A 20,401-nucleotide genomic window follows, 5' to 3' on the forward strand; every position below is an offset into this window, starting at 1 on the left:
CTGCCTTTCCGATGCCCAAGTCTGCCAGTCCAGCTTCCTCCCTGTACGTCGACCTTGCCAGAAGGTTGACCGAAGAGATCACCGGACGCCGCTACGCGGTGGGCAGTCTGTTGCCGACCGAGGTCGCCATGGCGCAGCAGTACGGTGTCAGCCGGCAGACGGTTCGTGCCGCACTCGACATCCTGCAGGAGCGAGGCTATGTCTCTCGCAAGAAGTCGATCGGCACCCGGGTGGAAAACGTCGATGCCGCGACGCATTACGTCCAGACGGTCGACTCGATCGAGGACCTCGTTCGCGTTGCCGCGAGCGAGGTTCGCCAGATCGAAGCCGTCAAGGAGATCACGCTGGACCGAAACAGCGCCCGCCGGTTGCAGGCGCCGATGGGCAGCAACTGGCTCGTGTTCAGCGGATTTCGCGTCGACACACGCGATGGGAAGCCCTTGGCGGTAGCCAACTTCTACGTGGACAGGCGCTTCGCCGCGATACGAGATGAGGTCCTGCAGCAACCCCAGGTCCTCATCAGTTCGATGATCGAAGGGCGCTGCGGTGAATCGATCACGGACGTGCTGCAGATCGCGGACGCTGTCTTGATCGATGCTGCCGTGGCGGCCGCGTTGCAGATTCCGAAAGACTCTGCAGGATTGCGCGTCCTGCGGCACTACAAGAACATCAAGAACGAGTTGCTCGAGATCAGCGAGACCGTGTATCCGGCCGAGCGCCGGAGCTTGCTGACGCAACTCCGGCGTACTCGTCGCGGAACCTGATTGGCCGAAGTTCGGGCAAGGTGCCGCCCCTTGCACGTCACCGGCGACCAGGGCCACGATGCAGGCAATAGGGAAGACGGATCTTGTGGCGTTGATCTCTCTGGCCTGCTTCAGCCTTTGGCTCAGTCTGCGGTGATCTTCCCGGTCTCGATCACCTTCTTCCACCGCGCGTACTCGATCAGTTGGAAGGCGGCGAATTGCTCGGGGGTGTTGCCGACGACTTCGAGCCCGAGTTCGGCGAACTTCTTCTTCACATCTGCATCGCCGAGCGCGGCGATCAATGCGGCGTGGATCCTTTGTTTCACGTCTGGTGGCAGGCCCTTCGGCGCTGCTACGCCTTGCCACGAGTACACGCTCAGGTCTTTTACGCCAGCCTCCGTCAGTGTCGGCACGTCGGGTAGCACCGGCGAGCGCTTGTCGCCAGTGGCGGCCAATGCGCGCAGCTTGCCGGCGTTGATCTGCGACAGCACCGCGTTGACGTTCTGGAACGAAGCGTCCACCTGATTGCCCAGCAGGTCGGAGATCGCAGGCGCACCGCCTTTGTAAGGCACATGGACCCCGGTGGTGCCGGTGCGCTGCCACATCAGTTCTGCTGTGAGATGGTCGGAAGCACCATTGCCAGACGACGCGAAGGTCATGCGGCCAGGATGGGCCTTCTCGAAGGCGAGCACATCCGCCAGCGTCTTGTGCGGCGAGGCGGCCGGCACTGCCAGTACGTTTGGCGCTTGAACAGCGACCGTGAGCAGATCGAAGTCCTTGCGAGGATCGAAAGGCAGACTCTTGATCAAATGCGGCGCCACCGCGAAGGGCGCCAGCGATGCGACCAGTAGCGTGTAGCCATCGGCGGGGGCGCGTGCCACCTGGGCGGCGCCGATGGTGCCACCGGCGCCTGCACGATTGTCAACGACGAAGGACTTGCCCAGGTTCGCTTGCATCTTCGCGGAGAGGGCACGCGCCAGCATGTCTGTCGCACCGCCGGCGGGAAAAGGCACGACGATCGTCACTGTTTTCTGGGGCCAGGCCTGCGCGTGGGCCGACGGACCCATTGCTGCCCCCAGCGCAAGAGCGCACGCCGCCACGACTGCGGTAGCCTGATTCTTCATGAGACTCTCCTGCGGATGACGGTGACGGGATGGCCACGGTAGGCTGCCCCCATCGGTCTCGCTCGACTGCAGACTGACTACCGACATCCGGGGACGAAAGCCGGCGACCATTGCGTCGCGACCTACTCCGCCTTGATGTTGTTGTCCTTGACCACCTTGCCCCAGCGCTGGGTCTCGGTACGCATCCATTCCGCGATCTGCTGGCGGTTCATGGCCGAGGGCTCGGAGCCGAGCTCCTGCAGCTGCTTGGCGAATTCGGGGCGCGTCACGATGCGCTGCACGGCGTCCTGCAGCTTGTCGAGCACGGCAGGCGGTGTGTTGGCGGGCGCCAGCAGTCCCTGCCAGGAACCCGTGACGAAGTTGGGGATCTGCGAGGCCACGGTCGGCACACCGGGAGTCGCCGCAAACGGCTTGGCGCTCGTGACCGCAATGGCCTTGACCTTGCCGCCCTTCACCAGCTGGTTGGTGGCGACCACGCTCGCCATCGCGCTGTCGATCTGGCCGCCCGCGAGGTCGGCCAGGGCCTGGGCGCCACCCTTGTAGCCGATGATATTGAACTCGAAGCCGCGGTCCTGCGCGAGCAGGATGCCCGCGAGCTGGCTGATGGAGGCCAGCGGCGTGCCGAAGCTCGGCGGCTTGCCGCTCTTCTTGGCGTAGGCGGCGAGTTCGTCCAGGTTCTTCACCGGGAGATCGTTCCTTACCACCAGCAGGTGCGGCGAATAGGCCGGAATCGCGATCGGCGTCAGGTCCTTCTGGGGGTTGTAGGTGGTTTGCGGCGACACGCTCGGGCCGATGGTCAGCACACTCATGTCCAGCAGCAGCAGGTTGTAGCCGTCCGGCGCGGACTTGGCCACGAACGCCGCGCCGATGTTGCCATTGCCGCCGGCCTTGTTCTCCACGATCACCGGCTGCTTGAGCATCTCGCCCAACTCCTTGGCCAGCAGGCGACCCAGCACGTCGGAGGTGCCGCCCGCCGGGTTGGGCACCGTGATGCGGATCATCCTGCTCGGGTAGCTCGCCGCGTCCTGCGCATGGACCGGCAGGCACGTGCCACCCGCCAGCATGGCCGCCGCGGCCATGCCGAGCAGGGCGCGTCGGGCCCTGGCGGGGGCGGACAGGGTGATTGAAGTCTCGGCTTTCATGGGCATCTCCGTTGATGTGTGACGGGGCGTTCGCGTGGCTGCGAGCGGGTGGGGAAGCGGTCAGGGGACCTGGTAGATCACGTTCAAGAGCGGCTGCCCCTGCTGCAGGCGCTCGATGTTCTGCGCCATGAAGCGGTAGCGGCGGTCGAGCAGGGCCGGCGTCATGGCCGAGATGTGCGGCGTGGCGCGTACGTTGGGGAGCTCGTGCAGCGGCCAGCGTGATGGATTCACCGCCTGGTCCTTCTTCGGGTACTGGTACCAGACGTCGAGGACGGCCCGCGTCAGGGGCTTGTCGCGCAGGGCTTCGTACAGCGCCTGCTCGTCCACCACCTCCGCACGCGCCACGTTGACCAGCAGCGACCGCGCGGGCAGCAGTGCGAGCTGGCGCGCACCGATGAGGCCGCGGGTGCTGTCGTCCAGCGGGCAGCAGAGCACCAGGCAGTGGACCCGGGGAAGCACATCGTCCAGCGTGGACACGGGAACGTACGCGTCGGCCAGTTCCGCCGATCCCTGCTTGCCGCTGCGCGTGACGGCGATCACGTGCATGCCGAAGGCCCGCGCGCGCCGCGCGATCTCTTGCCCGATGTGGCCGAAACCCAGGATGGCGACGGTCTTGCCATCGGCCTCGTCGTGCTGAGCGCGGCTGGCATAGGCCTCGGCCCAAGCCGCCGCGTCAAGGCGCGCCGGGTACTGCCAGAGTTGCAGGAAGTGCTCCAGGACGGCATGCAGCGTGAACTCGGCGATCGGGACTTCGTGGCCGTGCACATTGCACACCGTGGTTCCCGAAGGCAGCGCCGGGCAAGCGATCTGTTCCGATCCGGCGCCGGGCACGTGCAGCAGCCGGCAGCGCAGGCGCGCGGCCTCGTCGGCGCTGACGCTGTTGCTGATGACGACGTCCGCCTGAATGGGGCCGGACGCGGGGAAGCCCTGCAGCGCCTCGACCTCGTGCCCGGGGCCGAGAAGCTCGCGCAAGCGGGGCGCGTTCGGCGCATGGAGTCCGACGATCTGGGTATGCATGGAGTCTTGTGAAGAAGAGGTGGGACGACCTGGCAATCTCGCTAGCGGCTTTCGCGGACGATGAGATCCGACCGCTGCTTGAAGCTGTCCTGCAGGCGGGTCCCGATCCCGGGCGCCATGGGCGGCTGGGCCATGCCCTCGCGGATCACCGGCAGGTCGGTGACGATGTCGCGGTACCAGGTGGCCAGCGTGGCGCGCACCACCTCCTGGTAGATGGCCGTCGGCGCATGCAGTGCCATGTGCAGCCCCGCCATCAGGGTGATGGGGCCGGTGCAGTCGTGCGGCGCCAGCGGCCGGTTGTAGGCCTGGGCCAGCGCCGCGATCTTGCGCCCTTCGGTGAAGCCGCCGCACCAGGCCAGGTCCAGCATCACCACGTCCAGCGCGTCGGCGGCCAGCAGGTCGCGGAAGGGGCGCAGGCCGCCCAGCGTTTCGCTGCCGCACACCGGCACGCGCGTGCGCCGCCGCAGGTCGGCGAGGCCGGCGGCGTCGTCCATCTTGCACAGCGGATCCTCGACCCAGAACACGTTGTATTCCTCCAGCGCCTGGCAGATGCGCAAGGCCGAGTGGCCGCCGAACAGGCTGTGCAGTTCGCACATCACTTCGATGCGATTGCCGACCGCCTCGCGGATCTGGCGGAACGGCTGCAGGCCCTTTTCCAGGTCGGGCAGGGTGATCAGGTGGCCGCCGCTGGCGGGCGCATAGATGTCGAAGGGCCAGATCTTCATGGCCTTGTAGCCTTCGTCGAGCAGGCTGCGCGCGAGCGTGCCGGCGTCGCGCATGAAGGCCACCTGGTCGTCGTAGGGCCCCTGCGACTGGTCGTCCGTGCCGATGTCGCGACGCTTGCCGGCGGTGTTGAAGCTGTAGCCCGCGCAGGTGTTGTAGACGGGTACGCTCGGGCGCGCGCCACCGCCGAGCGCCTCGTAGACGGGCACGCCCTGGCGCTGGCCCGCCAGGTCCCACAACGCGATGTCGACGGCACTGGCCGAACGCACCTCCACACCGGAACTGTTGTAGCCGACGTAGGGCGTGAGCAGGTGGCGCGAGATGCCCTCGATGTGCCTCGCATCGCGCCCCAGCAGCCAGGGCGCGAGCTCCTCATGCAGGCAGGTCTCGACCGAGGCCGCACCGCGAAAGGTCTCCCCCAGGCCGACCAGGCCATCGCTGGTCTCCAGCTCGAGCCAGATCAGGCTGGGCCGGTCGGGCAGGCGGTAGGTACGGAGGCAGCGGATGGTTGACATGATTTACAGCTTTTTATATCTTTAGCGAGAAATCTGCGAGTTCATCGAGGAATCTGGGCCTGAAGTGAATTGTCCTCACCCGAGAGTTCCCTCTGTCTCGCCGATTACCCTGTAAAGAGCTGTTATATGAAAGCACCCGTTTCAGACGCCCCAGACCTGGCCACGCACGCACACGTGGCGGACCGGTTGCTGGGAGACAAGGTCTACGAGGACCTGATGCAACTGCTCGGCACGCCGGGCTTCGAGCCGCGCGCGCGCCTGCCCGGTGAAACGGCTCTGTCACAGCGCCTTGGCGTGTCGCGCCCGGTCCTGCGCCAGGCGCTGGCGCGCCTTCGCGACGAGGGGCGCGTCTACGCGCGCAAGGGCTCGGGCACTTTCGTCACGGATGCGCTGCCTCAGGCCAAGCCCATCTCGCTCAGCACGCTCGAGAACATCGCCGACATCCGCGCCTTTCTGGAATTCCGGTGTTTCATGGAAGGCGAAGCCGCCGCCCGCGCGGCGCTGGCGCGCACCACCGATCAGATGCACCACATCCGGCTGTGCCGCGAGCGCTTTGAGCAGGCCCTTGCAGACGGAAGCGATGCCGTGGCAGAAGACATCGCCTTCCACGACGCGGTGGCCCAAGCCTGCGGCAACCGCTTCTTCGGCATGACGATGAACGCCCTGGCACCGCAGACCCGCTTCAGCATCGGACTCTCACGCAGTCTCTCGGGGCGGCCGCAGGGGCAGCGACGGACCGGCGTGTGTCAGGAGCACGCAGCCGTGGAGCAGGCCATCGAGCAACAGGACACCGCAGCCGCGCGGCAGGCCATGGAGGCGCATCTACGCGGGGGCATCGCGCGACTGTTCGGCCACTGACTCGCCGACGCGAAGGTCCGCTTTCAGTGATCGTGGTGCAGGTAGCTCGCCTGCCGCGGCAGCCGAAAGGCCACAGCGAAGGCCAGCACCATCATCCCGGTCACGTACCAGTAGAACGCCGACTCGTGGCCCAGCGACTTGAGGCCCAGCGCCACGTACTCGGCGGAGCCACCGAACAGCGCATTGGCCACGGCATACGCCAGGCCCACTCCGAGCGCGCGCACTTCGGGCGGGAACATCTCGGCCTTCACGATGCCGCTGATGGAGGTGTAGAAGCTCACGATCGCGAGCGCCAGGATGATCAGCAAGAAGGCGACCACCGGGCTCGTCACGCCCTGCAGCAAGGTGAGGATCGGCACCGTCATCAGAGCACCCAGGCCACCGAACAGCAGCATGTTGTTGCGCCGCCCGATGCGGTCGGACAGCGCGCCGAACACCGGTTGCATGCACATGTAGACGAAGAGCGCGAAGGTCATCACGTAGCTCGTGGTCTTGATCGGCAGGCCCACCGTGTTGACCAGGTACTTCTGCATGTAGGTCGTGAAGGTGTAGAAGATCAGCGAGCCGCCGGCCGTGTAGCCCAGCACCGTGAAGAAGGCCGCCCTGTGATGCTTGAAGATCCCCGCCAGGCTGCCCGCCTCCTTGTTGGCGCGCGACTCCGCGGTCTGAGTCTCGTGCAGCGTGCGACGCAGGAAGAGCGCGACCACCGCCGCGACGGCGCCGATCACGAAGGGAATGCGCCAGCCCCAGGCCTTGAGCTCGGCTTCGCTCAGCAATTGCTCGAGGATCACGATCACCAGCACCGCCAGCAACTGGCCGCCGATGAGCGTCACGTACTGGAACGACGAGAAGAAGCCGCGCTGTCCGCGCAGCGCCGCCTCGCTCATGTAGGTGGCCGTGGTGCCGTATTCGCCACCCACCGAGAGGCCCTGGAACAGGCGGCACACCAGCAGCAGGAAGGGCGCCCACGCGCCGATGGCCGCGTAGGTGGGAAGGCAGGCGATGGCGAGCGAGCCGGCACACATCATCGTGACCGAGATCAGCATCGACGTCCTGCGGCCGTACTTGTCGGCCACGCGGCCGAAGAGCCAGCCGCCGATCGGCCGCATCAGGAAGCCGGCGGCGAACACGCCTGCCGTGTTGAGCAACTGCGCGGTCGGGTCGGACTTGGGAAAGAAGGACGGCGCGAAGTACAGCGCGCTGAAGGCGTAGACGTAGAAGTCGAACCACTCGACCAGGTTGCCCGAGGAGGCCGCCATGATCGCGAAGATGCGATGCCGCTTCTCTTCGCTGGTGTAGGGCCGGTGGGATGTGGCGGAATCGCCGGGTACCGCCCCTGCGGCGGACGTGACTGTGCTCATTGAAAAGGCGCCTCTCTGAATATCTGCGTGCTATCCGGGCGCCAGATGTGTTGCAGCATCGTGCGCGTCGGCGTCTGCCGGCGCCGCGACATGTGCGCGAAACGCTCAGGCGCGACCGCGAGAACGGTCGATCAGCGCGAGGCTTGCCGCGTGAGGGACGGGCCCGAATTGAATTGGGCCGGCACCTGGTCGCGGTAGAAGGAACGGCGGTCGAGACTGTCGCGGTTTTCGCTCGCCTTGGCGACGGCCTGAGCGCGAACTTCTGCGCGGCTTGCGGTCGACGTAAAGGGCTCGGCGTTGCCGCCCGTGCCAGCGGCATCGCCGTACACGTTGCCCGCGTGCGCTGCAGCAACGGCTTCGCGCGCGACATCGGCGCGGCTGGCAGACGACGTCAGGGGGTGCACACCCTCGTAGGTCTCCGCGTGAGCGCCAGCGATGACGAGAGTGGACAGAGCCATTGCAGCGAGGATCTTCGAGGTCTTCATGGTGCTTCCTTTGGATGTTGTTCTGGGCACGAACCCATGACAAGTAGTCTCTCATGGGAGGCTAGGGGAAAACCCTTGTCAATAGGAACCAGCATGTTCACGAAACGGAAACGATGTCTGACCGGTCACACGGGCCCCGAAGGCTCCGGTGGACACGAAGCGCTTGAAGTGGCCGCACGCCTTCACGGCCGCTCGCTTCTCGTTCGGAGCGGTGAACGCAGCCCCGTCAAATCAGGGATGAGGGGCGAAGTGACCTACGGCACCTTTTCCCAGAAGAACGCTAGGACACGGCGAGCGCCAGTCGGCGGAACTTCCAAGCGAAGTGGGCGCAACCACACTTAATCTCACGCCGCGGCCGCTGAGCCCTTCTTAGGCCAAGGAACAGCGCACTCACCTGACCGACCTTTGACGTGTAGGCGGCCGTCCAGCGCGGACGGACGGTTCGAAGCAGCCGACAAACGGTAGTACACAAAAATACACATCTTGTGACACTCGGTCACCTTTTGTATTAATCCGTTCGTCTGATTCAAAGGTCAACAAGTGCCAAACACTGCGCAAGAACGAACCCGATCGGCGGGCTTTACGCTGATCGAAGTCCTGATCACCGTGGCCATCGTGGGCATCCTTGCCGCCATCGCCATACCAGCCTATTCGGACTACGTGAGGCGCGGGCAGGTGGTGGATGCGACCAATGCCATGGCCACCCTGCGCGCCAACATGGAGCGCCACTACCAGGACAACCGGACCTACAAGGACGTCGGCACCACCTTTCTCTCGCCGTGTTCGGCTTCCGCAGCGGCGCGCACCTTCGGCAACTTCGTGCTCAGCTGCAGCGACGGGCTGACCGACACCGCCTACACCGTCACGGCGACGGGCAGCGGACCCGTCAGTGGCGCGATCTACACGATCGACCAGGCGAACGTGCGCAAGACCACCGGCGTTCCCTCTGGCTCGGGCTGGAACACCTGCGACTCCGCCTGGATCCTGAAGAAGGGGCAGACGTGCTGACGCGCCGCCGCGTTGCCGGGCGCGTCGCAGGCTTCACGCTCATCGAGATGCTCGTCACGATGGTGGTGTTGACGATCCTTGTCGGACTGGCGATGCCCTCGATGAGCGCGTGGATCCGCAACAGCCGCTTGCGCACCGTCAGCGACTCGCTGCAGGACGGCCTGCGCCTGGCTCAGACCGAATCGCTGCGCCGAAGCCGCCAGGTGGTCTTCTCGCTGACCGACGACAAGGCCACCAGTACGATCTACACGGCCAAGCGCAATGGCAAGAACTGGGTCATCAAGACCGTGCCGAGCATGATGGCCGACGAGACCAGCGCCTTCATCGAGTCCGGCGTCCTGACCGACCTCGGCTCGACCATCAGCATCACGGGTCCGGCCTCGATCTGCTTCAACTCGCTCGGCAGGGTGGTCGCCAACGACAACCCCGGTGAAAACGCCGGCACCTGCAGCCTGCCGACTTCCGCACCTCCCGTTCAGACCTACGGCGTCACCTACAGCGACCTGAACTTGGGCGCCGACCGGCCGCTGCAAGTGAATGTCGCTCTCGGCGGCCAGGTCCGTCTATGCGATCCGGCGAAGACGCTGGATGCCACCCACCCCGACGGTTGCCCACCATGAACGCCAAGATCCCCCCCCGCGATCGCCAGCAGACAGGCATTGCCTTGCTCGAAGTGCTGGTGGCGATCCTGATCTTTTCATTCGGCATCCTCGGCCTGATCGGCCTGCAGGCGCGCGCCATCACCTTCTCGACCGATGCCGAGGACCGCAACCGCGCCGCGATGCTCGCGAACGAAGCGGCCACCTTGATGTGGCTCAACAGCTCGCTGACCGTGCCCGAGGCATCGCTGACGCCGTGGAAGGCGCGCGTGGCGAAAGCACTTGCCTCCGGCCAGGGCGAGGTGGTGATCGACGGCAGTGCCGCCGATGTCTCGATCACCTGGCGAGCGCCCTCGAAACCGGCGTCGGACCCGCCGGCCCGCCTCGTCACCCGCGTGGTACTGCCATGACCAGAAGCATCCTGACCGATTCGAGAGGTCGCCAGCGCGGCCTGACGCTGATCGAGCTGATGGTGTCCGTCGTCATCGGCCTGATCGTCACGCTGGCGGTCACCAGCGCCGTGACCTTCGGGGAGGCGACGAAGCGCTCGACCACCAGCACCAACGACATGGGCCAGTCCGGCTCCTATGCCGCCTACCTGCTCGACCGCGCGGTCCGCAGCGCCGGCTCGGGCTTTGCGCAGTCGTGGGACCTTGGCGGCGTCTTCGGCTGCAAGCTCACTGCGGCGCGCGGTGCGGCGGCGATCCTTCCACGCGCCACGGCCTTTCCGGTGCCCTTCGACAAGTTCCTCGGCGGTGCCGCGGGCAGCGCCAATCTGCGCGTCGCGCCGCTGATGATCGCGAGTGGACAAGGCACCGACGCACTGTCGGACGTGCTGGTCGTGATGGGCGGCAACGCGGCCGCAGGCGACGTTCCGCGGATCATCCGGTCCAGCGGGGCCAGCGCCAACATCCTGCGCCTGGACAACACCATCGGCATGAAGCAGGACGACCTGGCGCTGGTCAGCCAGAGCGGGACCACCGACTGCCTGCTCGAACAGGTCTCCGCCGCCAGCCCCGGCTTCAAGGACGAAGCCGACAACGAACTGCTGCCACTGGGCAGCACCTACTACACGGCCGGGGGCGGCGCACTGGCCACCCTGGCCGGCAGCGGAGCTGCCTACCTGTCGCCGCTCGGCAATGCGGTCGCCAACAACGTGCAATTCCAGCTGTTCGGTGTCGGCGCCAATCGCACCCTGTTCAGCTATGACCTGCTCCGAAGCGGCGGCAACGACGATGCCCAGGCCATCGCCGAAGGCGTCGTGCGCATGCAGGCGATCTACGGGCTGGTCGATCCGGCCACCGGCGCGTTCACGAAATGGGTCGCGCCCACGGGCGACTACGCGATCGCGAAGGTCATGAGCACGCCGCTCACGGCCCGCAGCATCGCAGCGGTGCGGATTGCGCTGGTCCTGCGCACCAGCCACTACGAGAAGGCGAAGGACAGCGGCGAAAAGGTGGCACCGACCGCCCTCAAGCTGTTCGGCGACCTGAGCGAAACGGCGCTGCACCAGACCGTGACCCTCAGCGACGACGACCAGCACTACCGCCATCGCGTGGTCGATTTCACCATCCCGCTGCGCAACGTTCTGTTGCTCCCCAAACTATGAAACTGCCCTCGCCACTGCCGAGGCCGCGCGAGCGCGGCGTCGTGCTCCTGTTCTGCCTGATCATCCTGGTCGTGCTGCTGGCCGGCGGTGTGGCGGTGGTCCGCTCGATGAATGCCTCGCTGTTCAGTGCGGGCAACCTGGCCTTCAAGCGCGACCTGGTCAATCGCGGCGAGCAGGCGGCCCAGAAGGTCCTGACGGAGTTCAGGACGGGCGGCCTCGCAGGCGCCACCGCCGACATCGACAGCAACCAGGCCCTGAACTACAGCGCCAAGACGCTGCCCACCAACGCCCGGGGCATTCCGCAGGCCTTGCTGAGCACGGAGGCCTACGGTGCCGTGGCCACGACCAAGATCGAGAACGCCGTCGACAAGGTGACCATCTGGTACGTGATCGACCGCCTGTGCAGTGACGTGGGCGCGGCGGCCGCGCTCGGGCCCAAGGGCTGCGTCTACGCGCCGCTGAACACCCAGGTCACCGGCGGCAGCAGCCAGCGCGCCCGCGAGGATCTGCCGCCGCCTGCCACGTTGATCTACCGCCTGAGCGTGCGCGTCGATGGTCCCCGCGACACACAGGTCTTCCTGCAGTCGTCCTTCACCAAGCCCCAGACATGACAAGAGAGCAGGCGTTCATGAAAACTTCATTGCCTTGCATGGGCGTCGCACGCGTGCTCGCGCTCGCTGCGCTGCTCGGAGCGCACAGCTTCGTCGGCGCCGTGAGCCTGACGGACCAGCCCGTGTTCGCCACCTCGAACGTTCCGGGCAATCTCGCGCTGGCGCTGTCGGTCGAATGGCCCACCGCATCGAGAACGGCGCACACGGCCAACTACAGCAGCGCCAGCAAGTACCTGGGCTATTTCGATCCGAACAAGTGCTACACCTACACCAAGGTCGCGACGGCCAACCCGGTCATTCCGGCCAATGGTGACGGCGTGTTCAGGGGCGATTCGAGCTACTTCAAGCCGACCGGCGTGGCGACCGGCCGCAAATGCATCGGCGGCGCGCTCGATGCCATGTGGAGCGGCAACTTCCTCAACTGGGCCGCGACCGCCACGATCGACCCGTTCCGCTGGGCCATGACCGGCGGCCGGCGCGTCGTCGACGAAGTGCTCGACGGTGTCGAAACCACCATCCTCGAAAAGGGCTGGCACGGGGATCGCGGCCTGTTCGACGACCGCGACCTCACGCCGAGCGAGATCGCGGGCGCAACGCCGTACGACGCCGCTTCCAGGCTCACGGTCCAGGTGCGCAATCGCGGCTTCGCGATGCGCCTGGTGACCACGGCGGGCGCGCTCCGGGCCGACTACTTCAACAGCAAGGATCTGTCGGGCACGCCCGTGACCGTGAGCAACGACAGCGCCGACCACGATTGGGGCAGCGATCGTCCCGTCGCCGGGATCAACGCCGATGGTTTCTCCGCGCGCTTCACGGGCAGCTACGTGGCGCCCGAGACCGGCGACTACATCTTCCGGGTCAGGGGCGATGACGGCGTGCGCCTGTGGATCAACGGCACGCAGGTCATCGATGGCTGGAAGGACCAGGGTCCGACGGACTACGATGCCACGGTCCCGCTGACGGCCGGCCAGCCCTTCGACGTCAAGATCGAGTACTACGAAAACGCCGGCGGCGCCGTCATGCAGTTCGGATGGCGGCGGCCCTCCGCGGCCAGCGTCAAGTCGTTCACTTCCGACATCGGCGCTTCCTCCAGCGCCGACTTCACGATGCGCAACCAGGTGTGCGATCCATCGGCTCCGGGCGGTGTCGAGAGCAACTGCAAGCCGTACGGCTCGAACTGGAAGCCCGAGGGGCTGATCCAGCAGTACTCGCAACGCATGCGCTTCAGCGCCTTCGGCTACCTGAACGACAGCAGCGACCAGCGCGACGGCGGCGTCATGCGCGCGCGCCAGAAGTTCGTCGGCCCGAAAGAGCCCGTTCCCGGCTTGCCCGACACGACCAATCCCGAGAACGAATGGGATCCCACCACCGGCAGATTCATCCAGAACCCCAACAAGGAAGATGCCGATGCGACGGCCGGATTGACTGGCATCGCCATCTCGGACAGCGGCGTCGTGAACTACCTGAACAAGTTCGGCCAGCTGCTTCCGGGCAACTACAAGGACTACGACCCGGTCAGCGAGATGTACTACGCGGTCCTGCGCTACTTCAAGTACCTTGGGAACGTCTCGGCGTGGAGCAACCTGAATTCGACCGACACGGCCACGAAGAGGCGGTTGCTCGACGGCTTTCCGGTGATCACCGACTGGAAGAAGAAGGACCCGATCCAGTACTCGTGCCAGCGGAACTTCGTGCTGGGCATCGGGGACATCTACACCCACGTCGACAAGAACGTCCCTGGCAACTCGGACTTCAGGGTCCGCGAGCCGGGAGCGCCTGCAGAGTTCACTTCGGACCCGGACCTCGTCAACGCGGTGACGGCCACCAACAAGGTCGGCGCGCTCCAGGGCGTGGGCAGCATCGGCAGCAGCAGCGACTACAGCGGCCGCAACAACTCCGCGTACATCGCGGGCCTGGCCTACGACGCGAACACCGTGGACATCCGTCCGGACGACACGGGTTCGCCCCAGACGAAGGGCATGCAAACGGTGCAGACCTACTGGGTGGACGTGCTGGAGCAGGACTTCCAGGCCAACAACCAGTTCTATCTCGCCGCGAAGTTCGGCGGTCTCAAGGTACCGGACGATTTCAAGCCCTATGCCGCCGAGCCGCCGGACATCCAGCAGAACTGGTGGGCGACCAGCGCAGACACCCTCACCGACACCCGGACCAACACCGTCCAGCCACGCCCCGACAACTACTTCACCGCGGGTCGGCCCGACACGATGGTCGACGGCCTGACGCGCGCCTTCGCCAGCATCGCGAATGCCATCAAGGCGTACACCACGTCATTCTCGCTGTCGACCGTGCAGGTGTCGTCGTCGGGCGCGGACTCCTACGCCTCACAGTACGACTCCGATGGCTGGACCGGCGTGCTGAGCGCCGGCAAGATGACTTTCGGCAAGGACGGTTCGCCCAGCGTGGAAGCCCGCTGGACCAGCGCGGGCGCCTTTGAAGCACAGCTGGCCGGAACCGGATGGGATGTGAAGCGTCGCGTCGTGACATGGGACCCCGTCGCGCGTGTCGGCCAGCCCTTCCGCAAGGAAACCCTGACGACCGCTCAGTTCGACCTGCTCAACACGCCGTGGGACTCGCCCAACGGCGACGACCGCGCCGACTTCCTCAACTACCTGCGCGGGGATCGCAGCAAGGAAAAGACCTCGGCCCTCAGCGCACTGCCCTATCGCCATCGCAACGCGCTGCTGGGCGACATCGTGGACGCCAAGGTGACGCCGGTGGCCCCGCCGATGATGCGGTACTCGGAGTCGATCAACCCGGGCTACGCGGCCTTCAAGGCCGCCAAGGCGTCGCGCACCACGATGGTCTATGTGGGCGCGAACGACGGCATGCTGCATGCCTTCAAGGGTGGCCTCACCGACGCGTCGGCCGGCACCGAGCAGTTTGCCTATGTGCCCAGCGCGCTGTACGCCGGACCCACGGGCCAGTCGACGCTCAATGGCCTGGTCCAGCTCGGGAACCCCAACTATGAGCATCACTTCTATGTGAACGCCACGCCGCAAGCCTTCGACATCGACTTCAACAACGCGGGAGGTAGCTTCACCACCACGAGCAAGGACAACTCGGACTGGCGTTCCGTGCTGATCGGCGGACTCGGCAAGGGCGGCAAGAGCTTCTTCGCGATCGACATCACCGACCCGGACAGCATGACCACCGAGGCGATCGTCAAGGACAAGGTGCTCTGGGAGTTCACCGACACCACCATGGGCTACAGCTACGGCGCGCCCAATGTCATCAAGACCAAGAAGTACGGCTGGGTGGTGGTGCTGACCTCGGGCTACAACAACAGCAACGGCTACGGCTACCTGTACCTGGTCAACCCGCGCAACGGCGCGCTGCTCGAGTCGGTGCGAACGCCTACCGCGTCGGCTGGGCTGGCGCAGGCGACCGCCTACATCAAGGACTTCACGGATGGCACGGCCGATGCGATCTACGCGGGCGATCTCGACGGGCAGGTGTGGCGCTTCGACGTCAGCGCCGAGCGCAGTGCCACGGGGTCCTACCCCGCGCCGGTGAAGCTTGCGAGCGTCACCGACGGCGCCTCCAATCCGCAGCCGATCACCTCGCAACCGCTGGTCGAGATCGATCCCAAGTCGCGCAAGCGCTACGTGATGTTCGGCACGGGCCAGCTGCTGGACACGGTCGACATCAAGTCTGGCGCGGCGCAGGCCTTCTACGCGTTCGAGGACGGCACGGCGAACCTGTTCGGCGCCACCACCGGCATGTCGCGTTCCGGCCTCAAGTCCATCACGAATGCTGACCTGGTCAGCACCACGCCGATCGACTTCACGGGCAAGAGAGGCTGGTACATCGAACTCGGCAGCACGGACAACGTCGGCTGGCGGATGATCTCCAACGCGACGTCCCACGACGGCGTCGTGGCCTTCGCGTCCCTGCTGACCACGGGCACTGCGTGCAGTCCCGCGGGCCAGAGCAACATCTATGCGATCAAGTTCGGCAGCGGGGCATCGGCCTTGGTGACGCCGGAGGGGACCCCGATGGCGCTCGCGTTCAACGCCGCCGCGATCACCGATCTGAAGTTCCTCGGCGTGGATGGCAAGGCCCAGGTCATCGGGGGCGACGTGGAAGGCAAGCGCCGCAAGTTCGACACCAAGCCCGGCGGCGACCCGGGGGTGCGCCTCTTGAACTGGCGGGAGGTGCCGACGATCGATTGAGGGGCGCGCCGGGGCGGATCAGAGCGCGTTCGCGACCAGCGTCGCGGGCCGCGCTGCCTCGCGATGGACTGCTTTCCTGATCGGGCACTTTCGTGCGGCCGCCTTGCGGCGCCTGGCTTGATAGGCCCGAGCTTCCAGCTCACCTGCAAACCGGCTGCCTGCACCGTCACCACGGCACTGGCCCGGAGCGCCGCGCCCGACCCTGGGGTCAACGCGTCGGTGGCTCCTGCGGCTTGTCCCTGGCGGCGATTCTTGCCATGTCCCCGCGTTCGATGCGCTGGGCGATGTTCTCGCGGGCGTGAAGCACCAGGCGTGTGCCTTCGTGCTGCGGATACTTCTCGGCTTCAAGGATCGCGAGACCGAGCGATTTCACCGCGCGACCGTGATGCGGGAACTCCTTCTCGAATTCGCGCCGCTCCATCGCACGGAACGCGGCGCCCTCGCGCGCCCACTGGAGCATCTGGGCACCGGGCGGCGTGGCGTCGCACCGCGCGACCTCCTCATCTCGCCATCGCAGCACCTGACTCGCCAGGTCGCGCGGCACCGCGGGATCGTTCACCAGGCGCCGGACCAGGGTCTCCCACCGCATGGCGAGTTGCACGAGCTCCCGCGGCGGGGGCACGCGGTCGCGCTCCACGTCCAGCGTCGCCTGCGCGCGCGCGGCACGCACCCACTCGCCGTCGATCAGCCGGTTCTCATAGAACTGCAAGCCCTTGACGTCGATGATTCGCAGTCCATCGACCGCCCGGCGGTCCTCGAGCTGTCCCATGACCATGCGCACCTGGGCGACCGCAGCATCGTGCTTCAGTATCGTCGTGACGGCGCACGGCAACCCGCGCCCGCGTCCGAGGTCGTGGCGCGCGACAAGCAGGATGCGGCTCCATGCCGGATCCGTGCTGACGAACACGGTCTGCACCGCGTACGCCGCCTTGCGCAGCGCCACCGCCAGGTTGGGCAACGACGCCTTGCCATCGTCGAGTTCGTTCTCGATGAGCAGGTGGACGCGTTGCTGGCGGGCGTCCTGCATCGCGCGATCGAACCAGTCGGCGACGTCGAGTTCCAGCCACGATGCGTTGGGGCCCTCGACGGTCCGATCGGCAGGATGGTAGGCGCGCAGACGATCGGCGCAAAGGTGGACTGCCGGCCCGGCCGTCTTCAGAAGCTCACGCCGCAGCCGGGACGCCGCGGTCGGCACCCCTGCGCCGGGCTGGCCCGCCACGATCAGCGCGACGGGCGTGGTCGCGGCGCTGCTGCCTGCGAACAGGTCGGGCCGAATCCGGCGAACGTAGATGCGATCGCGCTCCTGCGCGCCGAGACGTTCGGGCCGGGTCATTCCACTGGTCCGTCAGGGTCGGAGATCGGCAGCGACGCGCCGAACCGGGCCAGGATGCCCTGCACGGCCCCGCGGTCGTTGGGATCGAAGTCGGCCAGGCGCTGGCACGCCGCATCGCGCTCGTCGCGCACGCGCTCCAATTCCGCAAGGTCGGGCTGCTCGAGGCTCAGAGCCTCGTCGAGTGATGTCGTGAGCCTCGCGATGATGCGGTGAAGCAGGGCGAGTGCGAGTTCCGCCTCCAGGGCCGGCTTCAGCGGATCCCAGTAACGCGGCTCATAGGCGCCCGCCGCCGGGTCGCTGGCGAGTCGCGTCGGCGCGTCCCGCTCGCGATCGATCGAGAAGCTCCGATTGCGCACCGCCTTGGTCAGCATCGCGCGCATGACGTCGGGCAGCTCCATCCCGATCTCCGCCGCCATCCGATGAACCTCTTTCGCAATGTGCGGGTCGATGCGGAAACGAATGATCGGGTTGTCCATGGCGACGCGAGTTATAGCAGGCGCGCGTGCACCGCCTCGCCCTCAAGGACCCGCAGCGAAACACGGAAAGGCCATGGCGCCGCCGCTCAGTTCAGTTCAACCCACAGCGCGATGGCGCTCAAGTGCGCGGGGTAGAAGGCATAGAAGGCCCAGCGGTGGCGGGGAATCGGGATCTCCACCCGGCAGGCCGTCCACACGAGCGGCAGGCAGGCGAGCGCGGCAAAGCTTCGGTTCACGACCCACAGCGTCGACAAGGCCGCCGTCCACGCCGCGAGCCGCAACCCTGACGGTTTGCGGCAGAAGGCCCACGCGCCGAGGCAACTCAGCAGCCCGAACCACCAGAATTCGACCACCGCGCCCGCCGCCACGAAAACGAGCACGGCGCATGCCCGCCGCACCGCACCGCCGCGTTCGGTCAGCCAGACGATGCAGGTGGCCGCCAGCAGCGTGAAGAGGATGTTCAGCGGCCACCCGCCGATGAGCGCCACCGACGCCGGTGCGGCCAAGGCGCCCGCCACCAGCAACCGCCGTGCGACCCGCGCCTGCAGGCCGTCCCGGCAGGCACCCGGGCGGGCGAGGTTGTACATCAGCACGAAGCCGAACAGCGGCATCGCGAGTCTCCCGAGTTCGAATGCGACCCCGAATCTCTGACCCCACAGGTACTTGTTGACATGATCGAGCGCCATGCACGCGAGCGCCACCCATTTCAGGGCTTCCAGGGTGCCGCCGGCGATCGCCAGACCGGCGTGGTGCTGATCCGCCGGCGACGGGTTCCGAGACAGGGTCTTGTTCATGTCGTCCTCCGCTCAGTACGCCGGCGGCAGATCGATGCCTTCCTCCCACAGGCGACGCCACTGCGCTTCGTACTGCGCCGCGACATCCGGGGTGTTGCGCAGCACGAGCACGTTCTCCGCGTTGCGTTGCGCCGCGGACGCCGTGTAGTTGAAGCTGCCGGTCTGCACGGTGCGCGCATCGACGACCATGAACTTGTTGTGCTGCAGTGCATAGCGTGCGTTCAGCCGCACCGCGACCCGCTCGTTGGCCAGGAAGCGCGCCGCCGTGTCGCCGTGGCGCGCTTCTCCTGCGTCCACAACGACCCGCACCTGGACGCCCCGTCGCTGGGCGTCGCGCAGGGCCACGGCGATCGGACGGCTCGTGAAGGCGTAGGCAGCCACCACGATGGAAGTGCGCGCGCCGCGAATCGTCTCCAGGACCAGGGGCAGGGCCTGCCCCGGCGTGAAGGCTGCGGATGCGGTCGCTGCCGCGGTGGAGGTGGCTGCCGGTGGCGCAGCGGGCAGCTGCCGGGGCGAATCCCAGCGGAGGCCGCTCGGCGCCGCGAAAGCGAGCGCCGAGGCGAGCACGAGGACCGCACTCGCGCCAGCGCATCGTTGGACCCGCCGCATCATGGTTGTACCCCTAGGCCGTGCGATCGAGATCGCCGATGCGCCGCGCAGCGCGTCCGCGGGGAGGCAGGGGTGGTTGCGGCGGCGTCCGACGACCGGGCAGGTCCACCCGCTCGCCGCGCGCGAGCGCATCGGCCATGCCCTCGCGGATCGCCTTCACGAGACGGCGCTGCTCGTCCTCGCGCGGCGTGAGTCGGCGCGCGAACTGCTCGGCCAGTTTCAGGCCCGCCAATGCTCCTGCGAGATCCGGGTGCTGGGCCAGCACCAGGTCTGCGGCCATCTGGCCCTCGCGAACCATCTCGGCCTTCTGGCGCAGCGTCGCGAGGTACGAACTTTTCTCGACGGCCCAGGCCATGCGCTGCCGGATCGATTTTTGCTCGCCGATCAGTTCGCCAGCGTCGTTCCGCAGGGGAAGCCGGACCGGCACGGGCCGGGCACCGCGCTGGCGCACGGTCACTTCGTCTCCGACCCGCACGCCCGAGCGCGATTCCGCGAAGGCACGTTCCAGGTCCGCGCCCCACAGCGTGCGCTCGCCCGCTGCCGTGCGAACGCGCGCGTAGTACGACATCCGCTCGGCCGGATCAAAGTGGTAGGGCGCGGGCGCGTATGCCAGCAACTTGCCGGTGACGGGCTCCCGCAATTGCGCCGAGGGCGCCGGTTGTGCACTGCCGGCGCTGGCCGGGTTGGCATCGGCGGACGCGCGGGCGGGCGCCTCGTCTCGCTGCGTCAGGGTCCTGCCGGGCCGTCGATCCATGGCCCGCTGCAGCAGCTGTCGGTCGAGCGCATTGGCCCGGTAACCGTCGACCGCAATCCCCTGCAAGCTGGCCTCGTGCCAGACCGTGCGCCTGAACGCCTCGGTGCCCTTGAGCCTGATCGCTCGCCATCCCCGGGCCTGCATGATCGCCACCACGCTGTGGACCACTTCGAGGTTGTGCGTGCGCACCTTGAGCCGGGAGCCCTGGTCGACAAAGGCGAGCGTCCGATCGGGAAAGAAGTAGCGGTCGTCGATGCGCAGGAACCGGCGCACGACGGCGTCCGGCACCAGGCGGTTCGCCGCCGCGCCAGGGCGCGGCAGGTGCTCCTGGACAACGCCGGCCGCGCCCGCCGGATCGTCGACATCGGGGAGCTCGCCGGGTTGTCCGGCACTGGCGGGAGGACTGGAAGGTGCGGCCATGGTGGTCTCCTGCTGCATGGGGCGAGG

General features: G+C 66.9%; 19 protein-coding genes. 8 read left to right on the plus strand and 11 right to left on the minus strand.

Annotated features, from left to right (window positions below; genetic code table 11):
* Nucleotides 1-11: 11 nt before the first annotated feature.
* Nucleotides 12-764 carry a GntR family transcriptional regulator gene (locus QTI24_RS21170; RefSeq protein ID WP_286603147.1) on the plus strand — a complete coding sequence of 251 codons (753 nt, stop codon included), beginning with the start codon at nucleotides 12-14 and terminating at the stop codon, nucleotides 762-764.
* Nucleotides 765-886: 122 nt separating this feature from the next.
* Here the strand turns inward: QTI24_RS21170 and QTI24_RS21175 are convergent, their stop codons facing one another.
* From QTI24_RS21175 to QTI24_RS21190, 4 genes are all read right to left on the minus strand, one after another.
* Nucleotides 887-1,867 (minus strand): Bug family tripartite tricarboxylate transporter substrate binding protein, encoded by a 981-nt coding sequence (locus QTI24_RS21175; RefSeq protein ID WP_503011298.1) that lies wholly within the window; start codon nucleotides 1,865-1,867, stop codon nucleotides 887-889.
* A gap of 122 nt (nucleotides 1,868-1,989) precedes the next feature.
* Nucleotides 1,990-3,009, minus strand: coding sequence for a Bug family tripartite tricarboxylate transporter substrate binding protein (locus tag QTI24_RS21180; protein WP_286603149.1), 1,020 nt, complete (start codon nucleotides 3,007-3,009; stop codon nucleotides 1,990-1,992).
* A 60-nt stretch (nucleotides 3,010-3,069) separates the two neighbouring features.
* The gene (locus tag QTI24_RS21185) at nucleotides 3,070-4,026 is read right to left on the minus strand and encodes a 2-hydroxyacid dehydrogenase (protein WP_286603150.1); all 957 of its coding nucleotides are present in this window, start codon (nucleotides 4,024-4,026) and stop codon (nucleotides 3,070-3,072) included.
* 41 nt (nucleotides 4,027-4,067) lie between these two features.
* Nucleotides 4,068-5,264: a mandelate racemase/muconate lactonizing enzyme family protein gene (locus QTI24_RS21190; RefSeq protein ID WP_286603151.1), complete on the minus strand. Its 1,197-nt coding sequence runs from the start codon at nucleotides 5,262-5,264 to the stop codon at nucleotides 4,068-4,070.
* Nucleotides 5,265-5,390: 126 nt separating this feature from the next.
* On the opposite strand from QTI24_RS21190, the gene QTI24_RS21195 reads away from it, so the two are divergent.
* Entirely contained in the window at nucleotides 5,391-6,122 is a 732-nt protein-coding gene (locus QTI24_RS21195; protein ID WP_286603152.1) for a FadR/GntR family transcriptional regulator, read from the plus strand.
* Between the two features lie 23 nt (nucleotides 6,123-6,145).
* On the opposite strand, the gene QTI24_RS21200 is transcribed toward QTI24_RS21195, so the two are convergent.
* Nucleotides 6,146-7,483 carry an MFS family transporter gene (locus tag QTI24_RS21200; protein WP_286603154.1) on the minus strand — a complete coding sequence of 446 codons (1,338 nt, stop codon included), beginning with the start codon at nucleotides 7,481-7,483 and terminating at the stop codon, nucleotides 6,146-6,148.
* Between the two features lie 131 nt (nucleotides 7,484-7,614).
* Nucleotides 7,615-7,968, minus strand: coding sequence for an alpha/beta hydrolase (locus QTI24_RS21205; RefSeq protein ID WP_286603156.1), 354 nt, complete (start codon nucleotides 7,966-7,968; stop codon nucleotides 7,615-7,617).
* A 540-nt stretch (nucleotides 7,969-8,508) separates the two neighbouring features.
* Here QTI24_RS21205 and QTI24_RS21210 point away from each other — a divergent pair.
* From QTI24_RS21210 to QTI24_RS21235, 6 genes are read left to right on the plus strand one after another with little or no spacing between them, the layout of a single operon-like run.
* Nucleotides 8,509-8,976: a type IV pilin protein gene (locus QTI24_RS21210; protein ID WP_286603158.1), complete on the plus strand. Its 468-nt coding sequence runs from the start codon at nucleotides 8,509-8,511 to the stop codon at nucleotides 8,974-8,976.
* On the plus strand, nucleotides 8,970-9,596 hold the full coding sequence (locus tag QTI24_RS21215) for a prepilin-type N-terminal cleavage/methylation domain-containing protein (RefSeq protein WP_286603159.1): 627 nt from the start codon (nucleotides 8,970-8,972) through the stop codon (nucleotides 9,594-9,596). The genes QTI24_RS21210 and QTI24_RS21215 overlap by 7 nt, the downstream gene beginning before the upstream one ends.
* Nucleotides 9,593-9,985, plus strand: a complete 393-nt coding sequence (gene pilV, locus QTI24_RS21220) for a type IV pilus modification protein PilV (RefSeq protein ID WP_286603160.1) — start codon at nucleotides 9,593-9,595, stop codon at nucleotides 9,983-9,985. The genes QTI24_RS21215 and pilV overlap by 4 nt, the downstream gene beginning before the upstream one ends.
* Entirely contained in the window at nucleotides 9,982-11,184 is a 1,203-nt protein-coding gene (locus QTI24_RS21225; protein WP_286603161.1) for a PilW family protein, read from the plus strand. Before pilV ends, QTI24_RS21225 begins: the two co-directional genes overlap by 4 nt.
* Entirely contained in the window at nucleotides 11,181-11,795 is a 615-nt protein-coding gene (locus QTI24_RS21230; protein WP_286603162.1) for a pilus assembly PilX family protein, read from the plus strand. Before QTI24_RS21225 ends, QTI24_RS21230 begins: the two co-directional genes overlap by 4 nt.
* A 17-nt stretch (nucleotides 11,796-11,812) precedes the next feature.
* Nucleotides 11,813-15,988, plus strand: coding sequence for a PilC/PilY family type IV pilus protein (locus tag QTI24_RS21235; RefSeq protein WP_286603163.1), 4,176 nt, complete (start codon nucleotides 11,813-11,815; stop codon nucleotides 15,986-15,988).
* 208 nt (nucleotides 15,989-16,196) lie between these two features.
* Here the strand turns inward: QTI24_RS21235 and QTI24_RS21240 are convergent, their stop codons facing one another.
* The 5 genes from QTI24_RS21240 to QTI24_RS21260 all read right to left on the minus strand — a co-directional run bounded on the left by QTI24_RS21240 (nucleotide 16,197) and on the right by QTI24_RS21260 (nucleotide 20,374).
* Entirely contained in the window at nucleotides 16,197-17,321 is a 1,125-nt protein-coding gene (locus QTI24_RS21240) for a zeta toxin family protein (RefSeq protein WP_286603164.1), read from the minus strand.
* Nucleotides 17,318-17,797: a hypothetical protein gene (locus QTI24_RS21245; protein WP_286603165.1), complete on the minus strand. Its 480-nt coding sequence runs from the start codon at nucleotides 17,795-17,797 to the stop codon at nucleotides 17,318-17,320. The genes QTI24_RS21240 and QTI24_RS21245 overlap by 4 nt, the downstream gene beginning before the upstream one ends.
* A gap of 86 nt (nucleotides 17,798-17,883) precedes the next feature.
* The gene (locus QTI24_RS21250; RefSeq protein ID WP_286603168.1) at nucleotides 17,884-18,591 is read right to left on the minus strand and encodes a TraX family protein; all 708 of its coding nucleotides are present in this window, start codon (nucleotides 18,589-18,591) and stop codon (nucleotides 17,884-17,886) included.
* A gap of 12 nt (nucleotides 18,592-18,603) precedes the next feature.
* Complete coding sequence (locus QTI24_RS21255) at nucleotides 18,604-19,203, minus strand: phospholipase D family nuclease (protein ID WP_286603169.1); 600 nt, start codon at nucleotides 19,201-19,203, stop codon at nucleotides 18,604-18,606.
* Between the two features lie 10 nt (nucleotides 19,204-19,213).
* Entirely contained in the window at nucleotides 19,214-20,374 is a 1,161-nt protein-coding gene (locus QTI24_RS21260) for an LPD7 domain-containing protein (protein WP_286603170.1), read from the minus strand.
* Nucleotides 20,375-20,401: the final 27 nt, after the last annotated feature.

Source organism: Variovorax sp. J22P240 (assembly GCF_030316855.1).
Taxonomy (GTDB): domain Bacteria; phylum Pseudomonadota; class Gammaproteobacteria; order Burkholderiales; family Burkholderiaceae_C; genus Variovorax.

Excerpts from the sequence above, each read along its gene's own strand:
- QTI24_RS21260 (WP_286603170.1), bottom strand. The coding sequence starts at position 20,374 with ATGGCCGCACCTTCCAGTCCTCCCGCCAGTGCCGGACAACCCGGCGAG.
- QTI24_RS21170 (WP_286603147.1), top strand. The coding sequence starts at position 12 with ATGCCCAAGTCTGCCAGTCCAGCTTCCTCCCTGTACGTCGACCTTGCC.
- QTI24_RS21250 (WP_286603168.1), bottom strand. The coding sequence starts at position 18,591 with ATGAACAAGACCCTGTCTCGGAACCCGTCGCCGGCGGATCAGCACCAC.
- QTI24_RS21230 (WP_286603162.1), top strand. The coding sequence starts at position 11,181 with ATGAAACTGCCCTCGCCACTGCCGAGGCCGCGCGAGCGCGGCGTCGTG.
- QTI24_RS21255 (WP_286603169.1), bottom strand. The coding sequence starts at position 19,203 with ATGATGCGGCGGGTCCAACGATGCGCTGGCGCGAGTGCGGTCCTCGTG.
- QTI24_RS21205 (WP_286603156.1), bottom strand. The coding sequence starts at position 7,968 with ATGAAGACCTCGAAGATCCTCGCTGCAATGGCTCTGTCCACTCTCGTC.
- QTI24_RS21185 (WP_286603150.1), bottom strand. The coding sequence starts at position 4,026 with ATGCATACCCAGATCGTCGGACTCCATGCGCCGAACGCGCCCCGCTTG.
- QTI24_RS21235 (WP_286603163.1), top strand. The coding sequence starts at position 11,813 with ATGAAAACTTCATTGCCTTGCATGGGCGTCGCACGCGTGCTCGCGCTC.
- QTI24_RS21190 (WP_286603151.1), bottom strand. The coding sequence starts at position 5,264 with ATGTCAACCATCCGCTGCCTCCGTACCTACCGCCTGCCCGACCGGCCC.
- pilV (WP_286603160.1), top strand. The coding sequence starts at position 9,593 with ATGAACGCCAAGATCCCCCCCCGCGATCGCCAGCAGACAGGCATTGCC.
- QTI24_RS21195 (WP_286603152.1), top strand. The coding sequence starts at position 5,391 with ATGAAAGCACCCGTTTCAGACGCCCCAGACCTGGCCACGCACGCACAC.
- QTI24_RS21200 (WP_286603154.1), bottom strand. The coding sequence starts at position 7,483 with ATGAGCACAGTCACGTCCGCCGCAGGGGCGGTACCCGGCGATTCCGCC.
- QTI24_RS21225 (WP_286603161.1), top strand. The coding sequence starts at position 9,982 with ATGACCAGAAGCATCCTGACCGATTCGAGAGGTCGCCAGCGCGGCCTG.
- QTI24_RS21175 (WP_503011298.1), bottom strand. The coding sequence starts at position 1,867 with ATGAAGAATCAGGCTACCGCAGTCGTGGCGGCGTGCGCTCTTGCGCTG.
- QTI24_RS21180 (WP_286603149.1), bottom strand. The coding sequence starts at position 3,009 with ATGAAAGCCGAGACTTCAATCACCCTGTCCGCCCCCGCCAGGGCCCGA.
- QTI24_RS21245 (WP_286603165.1), bottom strand. The coding sequence starts at position 17,797 with ATGGACAACCCGATCATTCGTTTCCGCATCGACCCGCACATTGCGAAA.
- QTI24_RS21240 (WP_286603164.1), bottom strand. The coding sequence starts at position 17,321 with ATGACCCGGCCCGAACGTCTCGGCGCGCAGGAGCGCGATCGCATCTAC.